Raw genomic sequence first — 20,896 nt, 5'->3', positions numbered from 1 at the left:
TCCCGGTCTGCCCGCTGCCACGCGGCGTGGGCGACCGCGGATGAAGTGTTCCCTGGACCCCCCGCTGCGACGCAGGGGTGCGACGGAAGGACGGCTAGCGTGAGCACGGACATCGTCCGGCGCAGGGAGAGACGTGACCCCCCGCCCATGCCGCGTGGGGAGATCCTGCTCGAGTCGCCGCCCGAACTGCCCGAGCTGATCCCGCAGGGCATGCAGGCGGTGCTGACCTACCTGCCGATGCTCGCCGGATCCGGCGCGATGGTCTTCATGATGGCGGGACGCGGCGGCGGCACGCTCCAGTACGTGGCGGGCGGCATGTTCGCCGTTTCCATGTTCGGCATGATGCTCGGCCAGGTCGGCCGCGGCAGCGGCGAGCGCAAGGTCAAGCTGAACAACGACCGGCGCGACTACCTGCGCTACCTCGGGCAGGTGCGGAAGAAGGTCCGCCGCGCGGCGAAGCAGCAGCGCGAGGCGCTGGAGTGGGCGAGCCCCGACCCCGCGTCGCTGTGGTCGCTGGTGATGAGCGCCCGGCTGTGGGAGCGGCGGCCGTCCGACGACGACTTCATCCAGGTGCGGCTGGCGAGCGGCGCGCAGAAGCTCGCCGTGCAGCTCATCGCGCCGGAGACCAAGCCGATCGAGGACCTGGAGCCGATGACGGCGGGCGCGCTGCGCCGCTTCATGCGCACGCACGCGAACGTCCCCGGCCTGCCGATCTCGCTGTCGCTGCGGTCGTTCTCGCGGATCGTCCCGTCCGGCGACCCGGAGGCCGTGTACGGGATGGTCCGGGCGCTGATCGCGCAGATCGCGACGTTCCACTCCCCCGACGACGTGCGCGTCACCGTGTGCGCGTCGCGGGAGCGGATGCCGTGGTGGCAGTGGGTCAAGTGGCTGCCGCACAACCTGCACCCGAGCGAGCGCGACGCGGCGGGCGCGGTGCGGCTGATGGCCGAGAGCATGACGACGCTGGAGGCGATGTTCGGCCAGGACGTGAAGGACCGTCCGCGCTTCCAGCCCGGCCTCTCCCAGGACGACCTGCCCTACCACATCGTGATCATGGACGGCGGGCAGGCGTCCTACGACTCCCAGCTCGCCGCCGACGGCGTCGAGGGCGTGTGCGTCATCGACCTGACCGGGTCCGTCGCGCCGACGCCGGAGCCGACGATGCTGCGGCTGCGCGTCACCAAGGAGCAGGTCGCGCGCCTCACCAAGGACCGCACCGGCAAGGACGTCGCGACCCGCATCGGCAAGCCCGACTCGATCACCCTGCAGCAGGCCGAGGCGCTGGCCCGGCAGCTCGCGCCGCTGCGCGCGAGCGCCGCGTCCGGCCCGATGGAGGACGCCCTGTCCGGCGCCACCACGGTCACGTCGCTGCTCGGCATCGAGAACCCGTTCAGCGTCGACCCGAACGAGACGTGGCGGCCGCGGGCGCCGCGCAACCGGCTGCGCGTCCCGATCGGCGTCGACACCGAGGGACGTCCCGTCCACCTCGACATCAAGGAGTCGGCGCAGGGCGGCATGGGTCCGCACGGCCTGTGCATCGGCGCGACCGGGTCCGGCAAGTCGGAGGCGCTGCGCACGCTGGTGCTCGGGCTGGCGCTGACGCATTCGTCGGAGGTGCTGAACTTCGTCCTCGTCGACTTCAAGGGCGGCGCGACGTTCCTCGGGATGGAGAACCTGCGGCACGTCTCCGCCATCATCACGAACCTTGAAGACGAGCTCCCCCTCGTCGACCGCATGTACGACGCGCTGCACGGCGAGATGGTCCGCCGCCAGGAGTACCTGCGCGCGCAGGGCAACTACGCCTCGCTCCGCGACTACGAGAAGGCCCGCGAGCAGGGCGCCGACCTCAAGCCGATGCCGACGCTGTTCCTGGTGCTGGACGAGTTCTCCGAGCTGCTGTCCGCCAAGCCCGAGTTCGCCGACCTGTTCGTCATGATCGGACGCCTCGGCCGCTCGCTCGGCGTCCACATCCTGCTGGCGTCGCAGCGCCTGGAGGAGGGCAAGCTCCGCGGCCTCGACACGCACCTCTCCTACCGCATCGGCCTGCGGACGTTCTCCGCGCAGGAGTCGCGCGTCGTGCTCGGCGTGCCGGACGCCTACGAGCTGCCGTCCGCGCCGGGCCACGGCTACATGAAGTTCGGCACCGAGTCGATGACGCGGTTCCGCGCCGCGTACGTGTCCGGCCCCGCCACCGAGGACCTGCAGCCCAAGGAGAAGGCGGGGCCGCAGGTCGTGCGGCAGATCGTCCCCTACATCCCGGACTACATCCGTCCCCACGTCATCGAGAACGGGCAGGAGCAGCAGCAGGGCGCGGAGGAGGAGTCGCAGGCGTCGCTGTTCGACGTGGTCGTCAAGCAGCTGGAGAACCACGGCCCGCCCGCGCACCAGATCTGGCTCCCGCCGCTGGACGCCCCGCCCACGCTGGACGAGCTGCTCCCGACGCTCGCCGTCGTCCCCGGCCTCGGCCTGACGACGCAGCACGAGGGCTGGCGGAACCGGCTGCACGCCATCGTCGGCATCGCGGACAAGCCGTTCGACCAGCGCCGCGACCCGATGTACGTCGACCTGTCCGGCGCGGCGGGCAACGCGGGCATCGCCGGGTCGCCGCAGACCGGCAAGTCCACGATGCTGCGGACGCTGATGGCGTCCCTCGCGATGACGCACTCGCCGCAGCAGGTGCAGTTCTACTGCCTCGACTTCGGCGGCGGCACCCTCGCCGGGCTGGCCGACCTCCCGCACGTCGGCGGCGTCGCCAACCGGCTGGACGGCGACCGCGTCCGCCGCACGGTCGCCGAGGTCACCGCCCTGCTGGAGCAGCGCGAACGCGAGTTCGCCGAGCGCGGCGTCGACTCGATGCCGACCTACCGGCGGATGCGCGCGTCCGGCGAGATCACCGGCGACGGCTACGGCGACGTGTTCCTCATCGTGGACGGCTGGATGACCCTCCGGCAGGACTTCGAGAACCTCGAACCCGTCATCACCGACCTCGTCGCCCGCGGCCTCGGCTACGGCATCCACGTGGTCGCGACGGTGAACAAGTGGTCGGAGTTCCGGATGAACGTCCGCGACCTGTTCGGGACGAAGCTGGAGCTGAAGCTCGGCGACCCGTATGAGTCGGAGATCGACCGGAAGCTCGCCGACAACGTCCCCGAGGGCAAGCCGGGACGCGGCCTCACCCGCGACGGCCACCACTGCCTCACCGCGCTCCCCCGCCTGGACGGCGACCCGGACGACTCGTCGCTCGCCGAGGGCGTCCGGAAGCTGGTCGCCGCCGTCGCCCAGAACTGGGACGGCCCCGGCGCGCCGAAGGTGCGGATGCTGCCGTCCGTCCTGCCGGTGTCGTCGCTGCCCGCGGCGGCGGAGAGCGGCTCGCGGATCCCGATCGGCATCGACGAGGAGAGCCTGTCGCCGGTCTTCCTGGACTTCGCGTCCGAGTCCCACTTCCTGGTGATCGGCGACACCGAGTGCGGCAAGTCGAACCTGATGCGCATGATCACCAGCGGGCTGATCGAGCGGTACACCCCCGCACAGGCGCGGATGATCTTCATCGACTACCGCCGGTCGCTGCTGGACGCCGCCGAGACCGAGCACCGGATCGGGTACGCCGCGTCCTCGGCCGCCGCGCAGGGCCTGGTCAAGGACATCGTGGGCGCCCTCCAGCAGCGGCTCCCGCCCGCCGACCTCACCCCGGAGCAGCTCCGCGACCGGTCCTGGTGGAGCGGCGCCGACCTGTACCTCATCATCGACGACTACGACCTCGTCGCGACGTCCAGCAACCCGGTCGTCCAGTTGGCCGAACTGCTCCCGCAGGCGCGCGACATCGGCCTGCACGTCATCGTGTCCCGCGCGTTCGGCGGCGCGGGCCGCGCCATGTACGACCCGGTCCTCCAGCGCATCAAGGAGATGGGCTCACCCGGCCTGCTCATGTCCGGCAACAAGGACGAGGGCGTCGTGCTCGGCAACGTCAAGGGGCACTCGCTGCCGCCCGGCCGCGGCTACTTCATCAACCGCCGGAACGGCACCCGCCTCATCCAGACCGCACACCAGGAATAGGAACAGGAGCACCCCCTTATGGCCGAGTTCAGCCTCGGGCCGGACTTCGAGCGCTACCAGCGCGACATGCAGCAGCAGATGGGCGACCTGACGAAGATGCAGGAGTCCATCAAGGCCGCCGTCGGCCGGGGCGAGGCGGCCGACGGCCGGATCGTGGCCGAGTACAGGTCGGAGGGCGGCCTCACCAAACTGGACCTCGACCCCCGCGCGCTGCGCCTCCCCGCCGTGGAACTCAGCGACGCGATCCGCACCGCGGTGAACGCCGCCGCGCAGGACTTCCAGACGAAGGTCCGCGAGGCCAGCTCCTCGATGTTCGACCTCCCGGACGACCCGCAGAAGACCATGGACCCCGCCAAGGCCCTGGCCTCCCTCGACAAGATCGCCAACGGCTTCGCAGGCCAGCTCCGAGACCTGGCCCGCGAACTGGGCGTCCAACAACAACGCGCCCAACAGGCAATGGAGAACTACAAGGGCCCCGGTTCCCCCGGCCCCCGCTAACCCTCCCAAACACCGGCCCCGGAACGATGCAATCGCTCCGGGGCCACCCCTTTCCCACTACCGCCGACACTCAGCAACAAGCCCATCCATAAAACCCCGCAACCTCCGGTAGTGGGCCTGGTGCACATCTCCGAACCCGGGGTACGGCTCGGGTGCCGCCGGATCAGGAGGCAGCACCTCTTTCCGCCGCTCACTTCCCAGAACGACCAGGGTGGCAATACCAAGCATCCGCATGTTGTCCGGGATCTGCTCCCGGAAACGGATCATATGGCGCACCTTGATATCGGTCATGAAGTCGAGTTGGGCGAAGGTCGCAGCGTCCGCATCGAGAAGCGTGAAATGGAAGGTCCTCCGCCACCGGACTTTGCTTCTGTTGGTCGCCCAACTGCAAGGGACGGTACCGTTCCCAGCCTCGACGATCATGGATTGGCCCCACTCGTACAGCAGTCCGTCGAGTTTGAAGCCGACATCCCGCATGACATCGGCGTAGACACGATCGAAGAGGAGGCCACCGCAGCAGGCGATCTCCCGTCCGTCCGGACGCACAACCGCGAACGCGCGATGGAATCCAGCACCGTTGGGAACAGCCGTGTCGATCTGTATTTCGGAGCCGTCGATAAAGAACAGCGGCCTGCCGTCCAACGCGGCAACCTCGATCACATATCTCGGTGCCGCCATGTTCCGGAAGTCAAAGGCGGCGCGCATACCGTCGTCAGCGCGGGGGTGGGGAATCTCCCGGACGCGGGCGAGCACCTGCCCCCGATGGTCGGTGAGTTCGAAGGCCGTTTGCTTACTCCGCCGGTTGAGCACCACTATCGGCGCATGATGCAGCTCGGAGGCCGTGGAAACCAACCAACTCCCGTAATCGGGCTTCGCTCTCGGTGACGGTCGAACGATGCGCGGCTCGCCGTACAAGTGCGGCAGACAGTTCTGATACACGCGACCGGACAGATGGGCAACTCCGGGGATCGCTAGCCCGATCAGCGCACATACGATGCGAGCACCCGGCGGATCATGATCCAAGACTCCGAGGCAAACGGCGAACGCCCCGCCCATTGTCAGAAATGGCGACCACGCCTGGTGGCTACCCGAGATCCACAGACCCGAGAAGACCAGGACGGCCAGCCCCGCGAAGCCAATCACCACCCGCACTTCAGTCGGAACGGACGGCGAGTCGCTGATGCTGAGCAGTAGTGCCGCGCCGAGAATGATCCAGCCGACAGGTGCGAGAAGCCAGCCGCGCGGATCGGGCCTTCGCCACACATAAGGCTTGGGCCGCACCGGCTCCGCCTGCCCCGCTGTCCGGCTCCCCATTACCGATCCCAAGGCGGCGTCTCGTCAGGTTTCTTGTCCGGTTGCTTCGTCGACCCGCTCAGTTCAGCGGTGCCTTGACTCGAAGCACCTTGCACCTTGCCCTCCCAGTTGCCCTCCTTGTAACCGCCTTCAGCACCAGCCTGTGCTCCTGTATCGGTGTTCTCATACCCGCCGCTTCCAGTGAAGCTGTCGGGGACGATCCCGTCGTTACCACCCGGCTTCCCCCATTCGAGCTTGCCGCCACCCGCAATGGCATGCGGGGTGTTAACGAACTCGTGCTTCCCTTTGACTTCCGCATCTCCGCCCGTCACGTGGCCGTGATCCACGTTGGCGTGGCCGTTCAACTCGGTGTCAACCGGGCCAGTCTCAATTTGAGCTCCACCCCCGATGCTCCAGATTCCTTCGCCGTCCCGGTCCGCGTCGAAGTCGACCCCTTTTAGGGGGAAGGGCCTCTCCTGACTTGTTCCGTCCGCCCTGGTTATGTAGGCCAGGCCAGCGTTGACCCCGTCCTGCGCCAGGTTCGTCAGCGCGGTCTTGCCACCGTTCTTGAACGCCTCATCGAAGGCGGCTCTGGCGTACTGGTTGCCGTGCTCGCTCTGGTTGTCGGCGACTAGATTGGCGCCTGCGGTGAGGGCCGCACCGGCCATTGCGCCCGCCGCGCCCAGCGACGCGGTGGCGATGGTCGTGATCTGAAGGGCAGTGGCAGCGGCGGCTTCGCACTCCACCGTGAGCAACGGGTCCAGCGCCGCCAGCGCCAGCGCGTCGAGCCAGGTCGCCATGCCGATCGCGAAGAGCGCGTAACCGAACAGCGCCCACGCGAGAACGGTGAGCGAAATACTCACGGACATGCAGTAGTCGTGCAGGTAGTCGAGTTGCAGTGTGTATTGCTGAACCGTGCTCTCATACCGTTCGCGGTCCTGCGCCGACCAAGTCTGCCGGGGCAGTGCGGCCACCAACTCCCGCAGTTCGGTGGCCGCCTTCTGCAGAAGGTCGGCGGCGTTGTCCCAGCCGTAGGCCGCCTTCATGATGTTCTGCGGCTTCCCCGAGCACAGCTTGAACTCGAAAGAGATCATGAGGGCGGGTGCCAAAATCAAGGCCCCCGCGGTCATGTCGGTCGCCAACGACATCAGGGTCTCGGCACTGCCCAGCATTCCCGCCTGAACTCCGCCGCCTGACACTCCTCCGAGTGCTCCTCCGAGGAGACTTCCCGAGGCGGCCCCGCCGGCCGCCGTTCCGCCGACGGCTCCGCTCGGGGCCCTGCCGCCGCCTGCTCTGCCCTGTCCCACGGCTCTTCCGCCTTCCAGTTCGTGGACTTGCCTACTTGGCGGTGTTCGACTGTTCGGCCCGGTGCCAGTTCAGGGCTGTCGCGCCGAGCTTCTTGGCCATGTCGTCGGCTTCCTTCTTCAGGGCGCTGACGTCCTCGAACCCGAACTGGGCGGCGATCGGGTAGCCCATCGCGGCACCGGCGAGGGTGATGCTGAAGTCGCCCCCTTCGAGATTGGCGACCCCGTCCTCCCCGAGCTTTTTCTTGGCGGCGTCGAGGAGGGTCACGACACGGTCCTCGACCATCCTGCCGTGAATTCTGATTCCGTCCGGGTCAACACGCACGTCACCCATTTCCGGACATTCCCTCCCATGGCCTGCTTTTGACTGATCTTTGACAAGGCTTGACCAGCCTAGAGGGAATACGACGCCATGGTCCAGCGATTCGGATACGGAGCGCAACGTGCGATCCACTGGCTGCTCGTTATGGACGATCCGTTACTAGCGCGTTGAGGGTACCGCGGAAGTGGTCAGGCGTCGGAGCAGGGTTTTTGCGCTGGCTTACAGGGCGCCTGCAGCGGAAGTAGAGTGTCCGCAATCAAGATGATCAACACAGGGGCTGGCGTGTCACGCCCGGATGTACCGGAGCCTCAGGTGATGAAGCGGATTATTAGGACTATTGCTGCTATTGCTACGGCTACTGGGAAGATTAGTTTGTAGAGGTGTTCTAGGTGGGCTCTTTGGACGCCTGGGCGGAATACGGCAGAGGATGCTCGGGTGCGGGTTGGGGTGCTGTATTCCTCTACGAAACCGTGTTGGAAGTCGTCGTAGGCCGTGTGGACGTTTGTGAAGCCGGGGTAGATCTCGGGGGGTGTTTCGGTGGGGTCGCCGTTGGCTATGGGGAGGTGGAATTCGAAGGCGGCGGCCAGGTAGGAGCCTATTATCAGGGCGCGCCAGACTCCCGTTACGCGGTTGTCGATGTGGAGGTCACCGTTGCGGCGTTCGGCCAGGTGGGCGCCGTTGGGGGCGATCCAGCGGACGGTGCGGGCGTCGCGTCCGTCGGGCAGGGTCGGGCGGTCCAGGTTCGGCGGCTGCTCGAATACCAGGTCTGCCAGAGGTTGCGCGTTCGCGTCCAGGAGGCGGGCGGCGGGGCTCAGGTTCAGGCCCTGTTCGGTCGTTCCCAGGATGCGGCCGCCGCCTTGGAACGTGGAATGGCTGTCGTATTCCACCCTGCCGAGAACCGTGCCGTCAGGTCCGATGAACGCCATTTGCGGGGCGACCGGGTTGAGTTTCAGGTGCTCGGCTCGGTCGGCGTACATCAGTGTCGAGCCGTCGGGGGCCCGCAGGGCGAACGTCAGGCGCGGTGTTTGGACCTGGTCGGGAGTCAGGAAAGTGCCGCGTGGGGAGCGGACGCGGGCCGCCTCGATCAGCCGGGCCTGTGTTGCTCCTGTTTCGGCGTCCTGGAACTCGTAGAGGTCGGAAGGGTTCAGGCGGAGGGCGGTGCTGGTGAAAAGGGCCGCGGTCATCATTTGTCCCAGGGGGGCGTCTCGTCCTTCGGTTGGTCGAAGGAGCCCTCGCGGTTGAAGACCGGGCTGTTCACGTTGTACTTGTCCGTGTAGTCGCCCTTGCCGTCCCAGCCGCCTTCGTATTCGGCCTTGCTGCCGCTCTTGTTGTCGCCTACGCCGCCTTTGAAGCCGCCGCCGACGTTCTCGTTCTCGTCCCAGGTGACTTTGCCACCGACGGTGCCGTTGTAGGTGCCGGTGGGGTCGTTCATCTTCTGGTTGACGCCGACCTCGCCGCCCGCCCAGCCCTCTTCGTTCTTCTTGATGTTTCCGGCGATCTCGGTCTCGCCGGCGGGAGTGTTGACCTTGACTCCGCCGCCGTAGGTCCACGTCTCGTTGATGTTGCGGTCGGCGTCGAGGTCGATCTCGCTGATCGGGAAGCCCTTGCCGCCCGCGGACTTGCCGCCGGGGAGGCCGCCGTTGATCGTGGTTCCGTCCGAGCGGTTGACCCACGACAGTCCGGCGTTCGCGGCGTTCTGCAGCAGGTTCGCGGCGGCACCCGCGGAGCCGTTGACCACGGCCTCCTTGAACGCGGCGCCCGCGCCGTCGTTGCCGTGTCCGGCCTGGTAGGCGGCGGTGAGCCCGGCGCCGCCGCCCATCACGGCGCCCGCCATCGTCCCGGCGGAGGCGAGGATCGCGGTCGCGACGTGCGTGACGGTCAGGCCGGTCGCGGCGGCCGAGAGGATCGCGGCGTAGGAGGGGGCGCCGACGATGCTCGCCAGCGCGGCCACCGCCAGCGCGAGGAGGACGTCGATGTACACCGCCATGCCCATGGCGAAGATCGCGTAGGCGAGCAGCGCGTAGGCGAGGACGGTCAGCGCGATCGAGACCGCCTGGAGGTAGGTGCTGAGCGCGTCGACCTGGGCCCGGAACTCGTCGACCTTGCCCTCGTAGCCCTGGCGGTCGTCCATGTTCCACGCCTGCTCGGGGACGCCCTTGGCCAGGCTCTGCAGGTCGTTCGCCGCCTGCTGGATCTCCTCCGCCGCCTTGCTCCACTGCGCCGCGGCCTTCTCCAGGCTCTGCGGCTTGCCCTTCGCCAGCCGGAACTCGAAGGAGATCATGAGCGCCGGGGGCAGCAGGACGGCGGCGCTGACCATGGCGATCGCCGCGTCCATCAGGGGTTCGGCGACGGCCGTCGCGGAGCCGCCGGTCGCGGCCGCGATCAGCGCGCCGCCGGCCGCGGCGCCGCCCGCGCCCATGCCCTTGCCGCGCGCCTGGCTCCCGGGGGTGGACGGCGCCGTCCGCCCTCCGCCGCCGGACCCTGTGCTCCCGCCGCCGCCGGACGATGTGCTCCCGCCGCCCGTGCTGCCGCCTCCGCTGGTGCTCCCGCCGCCGCCCGTGCTGCCGTCGGTGCCACCGCCGCCGCCGGGGCCGCCTCCGTGCTGGGTCATGTCCGTCCGCTCCTCGTCGCGTCGCTCTCGTCGGGGATTCCGGAAAGGCTCAGACCAGGGTGCTGGACTGCTCCGCCTTGGCGTAGTTCTCCGCCGCCGCGCCGATCTTCTTCGCGAAGTCCTGGGCGGTGTCGATCAGGAGCTTGGTGTCCTCGAAGGCGAACTGGATCGCGATCGGGTAGGCGGTGGAGGCGCCGGTGCAGGCGATGCTGAAGTCGCCGCCCTCCAGGTTGTACGTGCCGTCGCTGTTGAGCGCGTTTCCGGCGTTGGTGAGACGGGGGACGACGACGTCGGTGATGTCCTTGCCGTGCAGGGCGATGCGCTGCGGGTCGGCCGACTTGGTGGGAGCCACGGGTGCCTCTCGTATCGGGGGGCTGCGTCGTGCTCGCTGGTCCGGGACATACTAGGGCACGGACGATCTTCGGGAGTCGTCCTCCGAAGGAGAGCGACCGCTCTCAGGAGCCCTCAGGAGCCCTCAGGAAAGGGTCACTTGTCCCAGGGCGGGGTCTCGTCGCCGTACTTCTTCGTCCCGCCGGGGGTGTCGACCGAGCCGGACGTGGACGTGTGCCCCTTGCCGTCGTAGTTGATGCCCGAGGTGCCCTTCACGACGTCGCCGCCGTTGACCGTGGCGCTGCCGGAACTCGACACCTTGCCCTGGCCCGTCTCGAAGTTGTGCTCGCCCTCGATGCCGACCTTGCCCCCGGCGGTGGGGATCGGCACCTCCTGGTTGCCCGACTTCACCGAGCCCGGCGTCGAGTACTCGGCTCCGGCGCCGTACTTGACGCTGCCGTGGTCGCCCCGGCCGACGCCGTCCTCGTCGGTGTACTCGACGTTGCCGTTGACGCCGAGGCCCACCGGCGTCTTGACGCCGCCGGACATGTCGCCGCCCGCGAACCCGTGGTCGCCGTACTTGACGTGGCCGCCGCCCGTGACCTCGTAGCCGCCGGGCGTCTTCGCGGTCACGCCGCCGCCGACGTTCCACGTGTGGTTCGCGTTGCGGTCGGCGTCGAGGTCGACGTTGGAGATCGGCGAGCCCTTGGTGCCGGGGCCGCGCGAACCGGCGAAGGCGAGGCCGGCGTTGACGGCGTTCTGGCCGAGGTTCGCGAGGGCGGCGGCGGAGCCGGTGGCCTGCGCCGTCATGAAGTCCGACAGCGCCTTGTCGTTGCCCTTGAACGCCTCGGCGGCCGCGGCGATCATCGACCCGCCCTGGAACACCATGGCCGCCATCTGCGCCGCCGCGGCGAGCACGCCGGTCGCGACGATCGTGATGGTCAGGCAGGTCGCGGCGATCGCCTCGCAGGTCGCGGTGATCTCCGCGGTGATGATCCCGGCGAGCGCCGCGGCGGCGACGGCGGCGAGCGCGGCGAGGAACGTGCCCATCCCGATCGCGAAGATCGCGTAGACCATCAGGACCCACGCGAACGCGATCAGCGCGATGCTGACCGCCTGGCAGTAGATGTGCAGGACGTCGAGCTGGGAGATGAACTCCTGGACCTTCTTCTCATAGGCCGGACGGTCGTCGGCCGTCCAGTCCTCCGCGGAGATGGCGGACAGGCGCTGCTGCATCAGCGTCTTCGTCTGCTCGATGGCCTTCGCGGCCTCGTCCCACGACTGGCTCGCCTTCTCCAGGTTCGTCGGGTTGCCCTTCGCCAGCTTGAACTGGAACCCGATCATCACGGCCGGAGGCAGGATGAACTGCGCGACGCCGACCTCCATGTCGGCGGTGCCCATGAGTGTGTCGTAGGAATTGAAGGCGCCCATCGCCGCGTCCCCTCGCTCAGACGTACTTGATCGTGCTGGACGTTTCCGCGCCGCCGTAGTTCTTCGCTGCGGTGGCCAGGTTCTTGGAGAATCCGTCGAGCATCTCCAGATGGGTGTTCAGGTCCTCGTAGACGAACTGGAGACCCATCGGATAGGCCATGGACGCCATCGTGCCGGCGATGCTGAAGTCGCCGCCCTCGATCGTCCCGTTGTCGTTGAGGGTCTTCCGCGCCTTCTCCAGGGCGGGGCGGATCTCGCTGGTGATCTCCTTGCCGTGCTGGTCGATCCGCGCTGGGTTGACCTTGAGTTCGCCGCCCACGCCGCCGCCCTTCGCCTCGTTCCGCCCGGCGCCCCTCCGGCGAGGGCGCCCCTTGGACGTGTTGGATGTCGTCCGACACACGGATTGTTCGCGATCGGTCCGTCCGCCGGTGGAATTCCGCCCGGCGGGACGTCCCGGAATAGCAGACCGTATCCCCGTCGGTACCGAAGGATAGGTCATCATGGTCATCTGTCCACGTCCATCGGACGAAGTCACCATGTCGCCTCGCCTCTCCGGGCGGCGTGTTGTCGGGGACGTCCTCTAAAGTCATGTCCGGCGAAAGGAGCTCCCCCATGCGATGGACCGCCATCGCCGTCCTGGCCGGATGCCTCGCGCCCACGGCGGCCCTCCTCACGGCGCCCGTCGCCCAGGCGGCCCCCCTCGCACCGGCGGCGCCGGCCGCGCCCACGACACCGGCCACGCCGACGAAACCCGCCGCGCGGACCACGCCGACCGCGCGCGCGACGCCGACCGCGCGGACGACGCCGGCGCGGACGGCGCAGCGGGCGCCGCAGGGGTGCGCCGCGCCGCGGGGCGTCATGACCGCCCAGCAGATCAACGAGAACGGGCCGCCCTGGGCGCAGCAGATCCTCAACTTCGGCGCCGCGCACGAGCACGCCACCGGGCGCGGCGTGAAGGTCGCGGTCGTCGACAGCGGCGTGTCCGCGGCGAACCCGCAGCTCGCCGGGCAGGTGCTCAAGGGCGCCGACGTCTCCGGCACCGGCCCGGACGACTGCATCGGCCACGGCACCTGGGTCGCCGGGATCATCGCCGCGAAGCAGGGCGTCACCCCGTTCTACGGCGTCGCGCCGGACGCGAAGATCATCCCGATCAAGTTCGCGGGCAAGTCGAGCGGCGTCGACAGCGGGCTCGCCGCGAAGGGCATCGACGCGGCGGTGCGGCTCGGCGCGGACGTCATCAACGTCTCGACCCAGTCGCTCGGCGACGACCCGCGGCTGCGCGCGTCCGTCGAGAACGCGATCGCGAAGGGCGCCGTCGTGGTGGCGGCTGCCGGGAACATCGACCCGAAGAAGGGCACCGTGCCGGGCCTCATGTACCCGGGCGCGTACCAGGGCGTGATCTCGGTGGGCGCCGTCGGGCACGACGGCCAGGTCACGACGTTCTCCAACCCGGCGACCCCGGTCTCGGTCATCGCCCCGGGCAAGGACATCGTCACCACGGCCCCGGACGGCACCTACGCGGTCGCCGAACAGGGCACGAGCTTCGCGACCCCGTTCGTGGCCGGGCTCGCCGCACTGATCAAGCAGGCGTATCCGAACATCACGCCCGCAGAGGTCAAGCAGCGGATCGAGGGGACGGCGGACGGCAGCAAGGGCGCCGGCAGCGGACACGGCATGATCAACCCGGTCGAGGCGCTGACCGCGGTGAACGTCGGCGCCGCCGGGCGGCCGGGCGCCGCGCAGCCCGTGCGGATCGCGATGGCCGACCGGACCGACCCGACGACGCGCAAGGTGGCGCTCGGCATCACGGGCGGCGCCCTCGGCGCGGCGGCGCTGGTCGTGGCGGCCGGGATGCTGATCCCCCTCGGCAGGCGGCGCGGCTGGCGCCCCGGCTACGTCCGGGTCTCCGCCGACCGACCAGACGACTAGGACGCCGGGCTAAGGCACCGGACTACGGCGCCGGACGGGGACGCCGGGTTAGGGCGTCGTGCTCCAGCGCAATCAGCGCGCGCCCGTCAGCCGGTCCGTTCTCCGGCGTGCTGACGGGTTCGCTGTGTGGTTCGGCGTTCGGCATGGGGACGTTTCCGGCGTGGCGGGAATGTGGCCATTACCATCGGGCGGGTGCAGTCGTACGGACCCGTCCCCCCGCCGTCTCCCCCGCCGCCCGGCGGGAGGGGGATCAAGCGCTGGGCGGTGCCGCTTGCCGTGGGGTGCGCGGTGGCGGTCCTCGTGCCGGTGCTGTGGGTGACGGGCGGGTTCAAGGAGACGCCGAAGGAGCCGGTGAAGCGGCCGGGGCGTCCACTCGACCTCGGGTTGTTCGACGTCACGGTCCGCGACGCGCGGATAGGGCTCGCGACGGCCACGTTCGGGAGCGCCAAGGAGCGCTTTCTCATCGTCCGGATGAGGGTCGTCAACAAAGGCGAGGAGACCGAGCCGCTCGGGCTGGGCGGGCTGTCGGACGGCGTGTCCGCGCTGACCAGGGCCGGGAAATGGCTGCGGCCCGAGCGGATCGAGGGCGTGGCCGCCGGGTCGAAGACCGACGTCGTCCAGCCGGGGCTGCCGGTCGAGGCGTCGGCGATGTGGAAGATGGGCCCGGCGGACGCGCCGCGCAAGCTGACCGTCGGCCTGCGCGAATGGAAGTACGGCCACGGGTTCACCGACAGCACCTTCAACTGGACGGTCGACCGCGAGGACGAGACGCTCGTCGGCCGCCTCACCCTCGACGTCGCCGCCCTCCCCCAGCCGCCCGCGACCTGGACGCCCATACCCCGGCCGTCCGCCACCCGGACGCCCGCCGTCCGGCCCTCCGTCGCGCGGACGCCGCGGCCGACCGGGAGTCGGCGGTGAACGCGCGGAAAGCGCTGCTGAACTGCGGCGCGGGGATCGGCGGGACGGCGCTGCTCGCCGCCGCGATGTGGCTGCATTCCGTCCGCCCGGAGGTCAAGGCGGAGGCGCTGGAGCCGATCCGGAACGGCGGCCGGATCGGCGAGGACGTGCACAACCGCGATTTCACCGTCCGGATCGAGAGGGTGGACGCGGCGAAATCGCTCGCGCCCGGATTGAGTCTCGGCAACCCGCCCGCGATCGGGACGGACGGCGTCTACCTCATCGTCCGGGCGAAGGCGAAGAGCGAACGCGAGCCCCTCGAACTGCGGACGGCGGAACTGGAGACCGGCGGATACACGTACCGGCAGGACCCGCGCACCGGCTCCGCGTCCAATTCGCAGCCGACGTTCCAGCCGATGATCTGGACGGCCACGGCGTTCGTGTTCGAGCTTCCGAAGAACCGCCTCCAAGGCGCGCATCTGGTCGTGGGGACGGGCGGCCTGCTGCCGCAACTGTCCGCCGCAGCCGACATCGACCTCGGCATCACCGCAGGCAGGGCGGCTGAACTGGTCCGCGCGGCGGCCGAACGGTACGACGTCGAGAAGGGCTCGCCATGACGGCGGCGGAGACCCGGCCCCAGCCGATCGTCCGGCCGGAGGCGGAGGAGGAGGCGGGCCGGCTGCGCCCGCTCGACCGGCGGATTCTCCAGGCGATCGCGCTCGTCTGCGCCGTGTCCGCCATTCTCGTCATCCAATGGAGGGACGAGAGGAACAACGTCCAGAAGAACCTCAAGCCGCCGGAGAAGGTGACGAGCGTCCGGGAAGGGCAGATCGGCGAACTCGCCGGCGCGCAATGGAAGGTCATGGGACGCCAGACGGCCCGCCCGCTGACAGGCGGCAGCGGCAACGACGTGGTCGAGTTGCGAATAGCCGTCGCCGTCCGCCCCGGAGACGCGGCCAGCGCGAAATCGGTCGACTCCTACGGCCTCACTTACCGGTTCCTCGACGACGACGGGCACGAATGGTCGGCCCTAGGCGTGAAGGACGGCGCACCGCGCCCGGGCGTTCCAATTCGCGTCACGGTCAGGGGGACGGTGCCCCGGACCAAGGCTGATTCACTGGAGTTGCAGGTCCGGGCGCCGAAACCGGAGCGGAAGCAGGGGGCACCACTGGTTTCGCTGCGGTTCGAGCGCTGACCCGCGCCATCACGAGGTTGAACGCGGCGGCGAGCAGGCAGATCCGCAGGATCTCGAAGACGAGTTCCGTCCCGTATCCGACGAACGGCAGCGCCTGGATCCACCAGGTCACCTCGTGCGGCCCGATCAGCTCGTAGACGGCGCGGCGGGACGCGTCCTCCGCGACGTCCAGCCCGGCGAACAGCGCGCAGAACGTGGCGAACGGCATCATCCCCGACCGGCGGACGAGCCGCAGCCCGTACCAGGCGGGCAGCCACATCTCGCGGAAACCGCGGGTGAGCAGCTCGCGGACGCTGTTCGTCCGGCCGACGCCGCCCGCCTGGGCCAGCCGCCGTCCGGCCCGGCCGCGGCCGAGGACGACCTGCTCGTCGCCCGCGTCCAGGCCGAGGATCACCCCGGCGATCACCAGCCAGATCAGCGCGCCGAGCACCGCGTCCTTGAACGGCGGCCACAGGTCGAGGACGGGCCCGGCGGTGTCGGTCACCCACGTCCACGCCTGGCGGGCGGTCAGCCAGTCGACGCCCTCGCCGCGCAGGTGGTCGATCGTGAAGATGCCGAAAAGCGCGAAGTTGACCTCGAGGAACGCGATGAGCGCGCCGATCGCGCGGGGCAGCCGCTCCTCCAGCCGCCATTCCGCCGCGACCTTGATGACGAACAGCCCGGCGGTGAGGCCGATCGCGAGGCCGACGTGCTTCTCCAGCGAGAGCAGCATGCCGAGGCCGTCGATCTGCCCCTGGATGCCGTTCTCGGCGAAGCCGCGGCTCGACGCCATGTTCGCGAACTCGCGGGCGTCCTCGCCCTGGAGGCCCCAGGCCAGGTAGAAGACGACGAACGGGAGGGCGGCGCGGCCGGTCGCGCCGATCACCGACTCCTCGTTGCCGACCGCCCAGGGCGTCAGGTCGCCGTCCGCCTCGCGGGCGTGGACCACGTCGAGGCCCTCGCGGACGCTGTGCACCATCAGCACGGCGACGGTCAGCGTGATGACGACCAGCAGCCCGATCGTCGTGATGGGCGCGACGGTGCCGATCGCGCCCTTCTTCGTGCCGAGCTCGTAGCCCGCGTACATCACGCCGTAGCGGAGCAGCTCGCCGACCGTGAACCAGAGGGCGAGCGGCAGGACGAACCGTCCCGCGAGCTTCAGCGTCGCCCACGGAAGGATCAGCGGCGACCGCGCGGACATTCCGAACATCGCGCCCGATCGTATCGGGGCCGACCGCCGATCCGAGGGCGCCGCCGCCCAGCCGAACATGCCGACACAGAGCCCAACATGCTGACACAGAGCCGAACATGCCGACACAGAGCGGACCCCGCCGTCCGCACGGGGCGGGCGACGGGGTCCGGCTACGCTTCTCGGCGCGTCAGATCGCGACCTGGAGGCCGGCGACCTCGCCGGTCTTGGCCGTGACGGCGTTGTCGACGCTGACGCCGCCCGCCGCGAGGACGCGGACCGTCCAGTCGCCGTCGGCGGCGAAGAACCGGAACACGCCCTCCTCGCCGGTGACGACCTCGGCGGTGAACTCGCCCGTCGAGTCGAGCAGGCGGGCGTAGGCGCTCGACACGGGCGCGCCGTCACGGGTGACGGTGCCCTGGATCACGGCTTCGTTGGTGAGGTCGACGGTCGCCGGCAAGTGCGCCGTCTGTTCGGGCGCTGCGCATCCCTGGGTGGTCATTTCTCCTCCATCTCGGAGCACATCTTGGCGTGGCGGTGAATCGGTCTTACTTGGGGGCGCCCAGCTCGATCGGGACGCCGACGAGCGAGCCGTACTCGGTCCAGGAGCCGTCGTAGTTCTTGACGTCCTGGAGGCCGAGCAGCTCGCGGAGCGCGAACCAGGTGTGCGAGGAGCGCTCGCCGATCCGGCAGTAGGCGATGGTCGGCTTGTTCAGGTCGACGCCCGCCTCGCTGTAGAGCTCGCGGAGCTCGTCGTCGGAGCGGAACGTGCCGTCGTCGTTGGCCGCCTTCGACCACGGGATGCTGCGCGCGGTCGGGACGTGCCCGGCCCGCTGCGACTGCTCCTGCGGCAGGTGCGCCGGGGCGAGCAGCTTGCCGCTGAACTCGTCCGGCGAGCGGACGTCGATCAGGTTCTTCGTGCCGATCGCGTCGACGACCTCGTCGCGGAACGCGCGGATCGAGAGGTCCTGGTCCTTGGCGGTGTACTGGGTCGCCGGCCGGGACGGGACGTCCGTGACGAGCTCGCGCGAGTCGAGCTCCCACTTCTTGCGGCCGCCGTCGAGCAGCTTCACCTTGTCGTGCCCGTACAGCTTGAAGTACCAGTAGGCGTACGCGGCGAACCAGTTGTTGTTGCCGCCGTAGAGGATCACCAGGTCGTCGTTGGCGATGCCCTTGCTCGACAGCAGCTGCTCGAAACCGGTCTTGTCGACGAAGTCGCGGCGGACCGGGTCCTGCAGCTCGGTCTTCCAGTCGATCTTCACGGCGCCACGGATGTGGCCCTTGTCGTAGGCGGAGACGTCCTCGTCGACCTCGACGAGAACCAGACCGGGGTCGTCCAGGTGGGACTCCACCCAGTCGGTGTCCACCAGGACGTCGGAGCGGCTCATGCGGGAACCTTCCTCTCGGAGCGATCTTTCTTCGCGGTGAAACGACGGATGAGCAGATACATCTCGCACCCGAGGCAGAACCCGAACACCGCGTTCAGGAACGCCGCCGCCAGGGCGAGGGCGGTGGCACCGATGCCGAGCCAGGTGGTCCCCGTGGCGTAACCGGCCGTCCCGACGAGGGCGAACACGAGGCCGACGCCCTGCGCGAAGCGGGGCGGGGCCGCGTCCTCCAGTTCGCCCGGCGGCGCGAGCCGGGGTCGGACCAGCACTTTGAACACCAGCCCGTACGGGGCGTACCGGAGGCCGAGGAAGGTCGCGAGCGCGAACACGACGGCCTGAGCGGCGAGCAGTGCCCAGCTTCCGGTCACCAGGACCGCGACGAGGACGACCGTGGTGACGAGTGCCGCGAAGCGCGGCCCACGTGGGTCAACCTGCATCGGGGTGCTCCATGGCGGAGGAAACGTGCGTACGAGCGGGAAAGTCGGTAGTGCTCGGGGGCGGTAGGGCTCGATGCCTCAGGCCATGCGACAGAGCGAGGCGGACACGCGGCAGAAGTCGACCGCGCGACGCTTCGTGAGCATCTGCTCTGTCCAGTAACGCACGACCACGATGTTAAGCCGACAATCCACAAGCTGTCACATCCGTCTCGGCTTGCGAGACAGTTACAGTGACCTTAACCCAGGTCAACGAAGTGTGGCTCTCGGGATGGGTCACGGGCCGGCCGGCGGGACGGCTCACGGGATCGCCTCGCCCAGGGCGGCGAGCACCTCGGGCTTGCGCGGGGCCCCGGCGGCGCGGCGGACGACCCGTCCGGCGCCGTCCAGGACGAGCACCGTCGGCGTCCGGATCACGTTCAGCCTGCGCACGAGGTCGAGGTGGGATTCGGCGTCCAGCTCGACGTGGACGACGCCGTCCACCATCTCGGCGACCTCGCCGAGGACGCGGCGGGTCGCGCGGCACGGCGCGCAGAACGCGCTGGAGAACTGGAGGAGGGTCGCCTTCTCGCCGAGTTCGGCGCCGAGCTCGTCCGGCCCGAGGGTGTCGGCCACCGCGTCCCCGCTCCCCCGCCGCGCGCGCAGCACGCCGTCACGGCGCCGCCGCAGCAGCCCGAACACCGTGGCGGCGGCGAGCACGGCCACCGCGATCCATAGACCTGTCATCGCAATCGACAACCGTCGCGGGGCGCGGCTTCTTCCGCATCCGCTTCCGTTTCTTTTTCGGACATGCCCGGGCCACGGACGTCAGGCGGGGATGGAGAGCAGGGGCCGGCCGTCCAGGCCGACGATCTCGAACGAGTAGAGCTGCCCGCGCGGGAACATCGTGGAGCCGCGGTACTCGCCGTAGCCCTCGTCGTAGGGGACGTACCAGCTCCCCAGCGCGTCCCGGCGGCCGTCCCGCGCGATCACGAGCAGCTTGCAGTGCGACCCCTTCGGGACGCCCGCGAGGTGCAGCTCGACCTCCGTCCCCCACTGCCTCTTCTTGAGCAGGACGTAGCCCTTGACGTCGCTCGCGGGGTTCGCGGCGGTGATCCGCTCGGCGCCCACGAACGGCGGCCGGATGGGCGGGTCCGCCGTCTCGTCCGACCCGGACGGGTGCACGAGACCGCCGAACATGGCCCCGACCACCAGCAGCAGGCACGCCGCGACAGCGAGCGGGGCCCAGTGGGCGCCGGGCCGCCGTCCGAGCCATCCCCTCCTCCGGTCGGCCGCCCGGGCGAGCAGGCCGTCCAGCAGCTCGGGCGGCGGTCCGGCGAGTTCGGCGAGCTGGGCCTCGTCGACCCGGCCGAGCATCGCGGGCAGGCCCGCGAGCCCGGCGAGCTCGTCCCGGCAGGCCGGGCAGCCCGCCAGGTGGGCCTCCAGGTCGGTCCGCTCGGCGGGGTCGAGCGCGCCGAGCACGTAGCCCCCGAGCGAGGTGCGCGCGTCCGTGCAGCCGTTCATGGCGCCAACCCCCGCTCCTCCAATGCGAGTTTGAGGGCCCGCAGCGCGTAGTAGGTGCGGGACTTCACCGTGCCGGGCGGGACGCCCAGCGTCTTCGCCGCCTCCGCGACCGACCGGCCCTTGTAGAAGGTCTCCACGAGGACCGCGCGGTGCGGCGGGCTGAGCCCGGCGAGCGCCTCCGCGACCGTCCAGGACTCCAGGGCGCGGTCGATGTCGTCCGAGCCCGACGCCGTCATCATGACGTGCTCGTCGATGCCCGTCTCCGGCGGGCGGGCCCGTTTCGCGCGGTGCGCGTCGACGACCAGGTTGCGGGCGACCGTGAACAGCCACGGCCGGACGGGCCGTCCCGCCAGCGCCTCCGGGTGCTTCCAGGCGCGCACCAGCGTCTCTTGGACGACGTCCTCGGCCTGTGGGCGGTCCCCGCCGGTCAGCCGCAGGACGTAACCGAGGAGGGGACCGCCGTGCTCGCTGTACAGGGCGCGCAGCAAACCCTCATCCGCGGTGGGACCCACAACTAGGACACGTACGCCTTCCCGAACC

At 69.7% G+C, this 20,896-nt stretch carries 22 protein-coding genes; 6 read left to right on the top strand and 16 right to left on the bottom strand.

The window, feature by feature from the left end; all coding sequences use genetic code 11:
• Positions 1 to 99 precede the first annotated feature (99 nt).
• Together eccCa and FXF68_RS36805 are read left to right on the top strand one after the other, a co-directional pair.
• A complete protein-coding gene (eccCa, locus tag FXF68_RS36810) occupies positions 100 to 4,053 on the top strand; it encodes a type VII secretion protein EccCa (RefSeq protein ID WP_148767458.1) in 3,954 nt (1,317 codons plus the stop codon).
• An 18-nt stretch (positions 4,054 to 4,071) separates the two neighbouring features.
• Complete coding sequence (locus FXF68_RS36805; protein ID WP_148767457.1) at positions 4,072 to 4,551, top strand: YbaB/EbfC family nucleoid-associated protein; 480 nt, start codon at positions 4,072 to 4,074, stop codon at positions 4,549 to 4,551.
• A gap of 57 nt (positions 4,552 to 4,608) precedes the next feature.
• On the opposite strand, the gene FXF68_RS36800 is transcribed toward FXF68_RS36805, so the two are convergent.
• The 8 genes from FXF68_RS36800 to FXF68_RS36765 all read right to left on the bottom strand — a co-directional run bounded on the left by FXF68_RS36800 (position 4,609) and on the right by FXF68_RS36765 (position 12,161).
• Positions 4,609 to 5,832 carry a hypothetical protein gene (locus tag FXF68_RS36800; protein ID WP_148767456.1) on the bottom strand — a complete coding sequence of 408 codons (1,224 nt, stop codon included), beginning with the start codon at positions 5,830 to 5,832 and terminating at the stop codon, positions 4,609 to 4,611.
• Positions 5,833 to 5,864: 32 nt separating this feature from the next.
• Complete coding sequence (locus tag FXF68_RS36795) at positions 5,865 to 7,016, bottom strand: hypothetical protein (protein WP_148767455.1); 1,152 nt, start codon at positions 7,014 to 7,016, stop codon at positions 5,865 to 5,867.
• 166 nt (positions 7,017 to 7,182) lie between these two features.
• Entirely contained in the window at positions 7,183 to 7,482 is a 300-nt protein-coding gene (locus tag FXF68_RS36790; protein ID WP_187438302.1) for a hypothetical protein, read from the bottom strand.
• A 296-nt stretch (positions 7,483 to 7,778) separates the two neighbouring features.
• Complete coding sequence (locus FXF68_RS36785) at positions 7,779 to 8,654, bottom strand: hypothetical protein (protein ID WP_187438301.1); 876 nt, start codon at positions 8,652 to 8,654, stop codon at positions 7,779 to 7,781.
• Positions 8,654 to 10,081: a WXG100 family type VII secretion target gene (locus FXF68_RS36780; RefSeq protein WP_187438300.1), complete on the bottom strand. Its 1,428-nt coding sequence runs from the start codon at positions 10,079 to 10,081 to the stop codon at positions 8,654 to 8,656. Before FXF68_RS36780 ends, FXF68_RS36785 begins: the two co-directional genes overlap by 1 nt.
• Before the next feature lie 49 nt (positions 10,082 to 10,130).
• The gene (locus FXF68_RS42835; protein WP_067900048.1) at positions 10,131 to 10,433 is read right to left on the bottom strand and encodes a hypothetical protein; all 303 of its coding nucleotides are present in this window, start codon (positions 10,431 to 10,433) and stop codon (positions 10,131 to 10,133) included.
• A gap of 134 nt (positions 10,434 to 10,567) precedes the next feature.
• Positions 10,568 to 11,842: a hypothetical protein gene (locus FXF68_RS36770; RefSeq protein ID WP_148767450.1), complete on the bottom strand. Its 1,275-nt coding sequence runs from the start codon at positions 11,840 to 11,842 to the stop codon at positions 10,568 to 10,570.
• 16 nt (positions 11,843 to 11,858) lie between these two features.
• The gene (locus FXF68_RS36765) at positions 11,859 to 12,161 is read right to left on the bottom strand and encodes a hypothetical protein (RefSeq protein WP_148767449.1); all 303 of its coding nucleotides are present in this window, start codon (positions 12,159 to 12,161) and stop codon (positions 11,859 to 11,861) included.
• 293 nt (positions 12,162 to 12,454) lie between these two features.
• Between FXF68_RS36765 and FXF68_RS36760 the strand changes: the two genes are divergently transcribed.
• The 4 genes from FXF68_RS36760 to FXF68_RS36745 all read left to right on the top strand — a co-directional run bounded on the left by FXF68_RS36760 (position 12,455) and on the right by FXF68_RS36745 (position 15,863).
• Positions 12,455 to 13,771, top strand: coding sequence for a S8 family serine peptidase (locus FXF68_RS36760; RefSeq protein WP_246179139.1), 1,317 nt, complete (start codon positions 12,455 to 12,457; stop codon positions 13,769 to 13,771).
• Positions 13,772 to 13,963: 192 nt separating this feature from the next.
• Entirely contained in the window at positions 13,964 to 14,689 is a 726-nt protein-coding gene (locus tag FXF68_RS36755) for a hypothetical protein (protein ID WP_148767448.1), read from the top strand.
• Positions 14,686 to 15,285, top strand: coding sequence for a hypothetical protein (locus tag FXF68_RS36750; protein ID WP_148767447.1), 600 nt, complete (start codon positions 14,686 to 14,688; stop codon positions 15,283 to 15,285). The genes FXF68_RS36755 and FXF68_RS36750 overlap by 4 nt, the downstream gene beginning before the upstream one ends.
• Positions 15,282 to 15,863 (top strand): hypothetical protein, encoded by a 582-nt coding sequence (locus tag FXF68_RS36745; protein WP_148767446.1) that lies wholly within the window; start codon positions 15,282 to 15,284, stop codon positions 15,861 to 15,863. The genes FXF68_RS36750 and FXF68_RS36745 overlap by 4 nt, the downstream gene beginning before the upstream one ends.
• Here the strand turns inward: FXF68_RS36745 and FXF68_RS36740 are convergent.
• From FXF68_RS36740 to FXF68_RS36710, 8 genes are all read right to left on the bottom strand, one after another.
• The gene (locus FXF68_RS36740; protein ID WP_148767445.1) at positions 15,751 to 17,052 is read right to left on the bottom strand and encodes a hypothetical protein; all 1,302 of its coding nucleotides are present in this window, start codon (positions 17,050 to 17,052) and stop codon (positions 15,751 to 15,753) included. The two genes, FXF68_RS36745 and FXF68_RS36740, sit on opposite strands and share 113 nt — an antisense overlap.
• Before the next feature lie 169 nt (positions 17,053 to 17,221).
• Entirely contained in the window at positions 17,222 to 17,533 is a 312-nt protein-coding gene (locus FXF68_RS36735) for a DUF1416 domain-containing protein (protein WP_067900064.1), read from the bottom strand.
• Positions 17,534 to 17,579: 46 nt separating this feature from the next.
• The gene (locus FXF68_RS36730) at positions 17,580 to 18,419 is read right to left on the bottom strand and encodes a sulfurtransferase (protein ID WP_148767444.1); all 840 of its coding nucleotides are present in this window, start codon (positions 18,417 to 18,419) and stop codon (positions 17,580 to 17,582) included.
• Entirely contained in the window at positions 18,416 to 18,856 is a 441-nt protein-coding gene (locus FXF68_RS36725; RefSeq protein ID WP_148767443.1) for a DUF4395 domain-containing protein, read from the bottom strand. The genes FXF68_RS36730 and FXF68_RS36725 overlap by 4 nt, the downstream gene beginning before the upstream one ends.
• 78 nt (positions 18,857 to 18,934) lie before the next feature.
• Positions 18,935 to 19,000 (bottom strand): putative leader peptide, encoded by a 66-nt coding sequence (locus FXF68_RS44875; protein WP_372443026.1) that lies wholly within the window; start codon positions 18,998 to 19,000, stop codon positions 18,935 to 18,937.
• 153 nt (positions 19,001 to 19,153) lie between these two features.
• Complete coding sequence (locus tag FXF68_RS36720) at positions 19,154 to 19,498, bottom strand: TlpA family protein disulfide reductase (RefSeq protein ID WP_425458662.1); 345 nt, start codon at positions 19,496 to 19,498, stop codon at positions 19,154 to 19,156.
• 162 nt (positions 19,499 to 19,660) lie between these two features.
• A complete protein-coding gene (locus FXF68_RS36715) occupies positions 19,661 to 20,356 on the bottom strand; it encodes an anti-sigma factor family protein (RefSeq protein ID WP_148767441.1) in 696 nt (231 codons plus the stop codon).
• On the bottom strand, positions 20,353 to 20,868 hold the full coding sequence (locus tag FXF68_RS36710; RefSeq protein ID WP_148767440.1) for a sigma-70 family RNA polymerase sigma factor: 516 nt from the start codon (positions 20,866 to 20,868) through the stop codon (positions 20,353 to 20,355). Before FXF68_RS36710 ends, FXF68_RS36715 begins: the two co-directional genes overlap by 4 nt.
• Positions 20,869 to 20,896 lie beyond the last annotated feature (28 nt).

The organism is Actinomadura decatromicini, assembly GCF_008121305.1.
Classification (GTDB): Bacteria; Actinomycetota; Actinomycetes; order Streptosporangiales; family Streptosporangiaceae; genus Spirillospora; species Spirillospora syzygii.
This window is presented reverse-complemented; position numbering and strand designations above follow the sequence as displayed.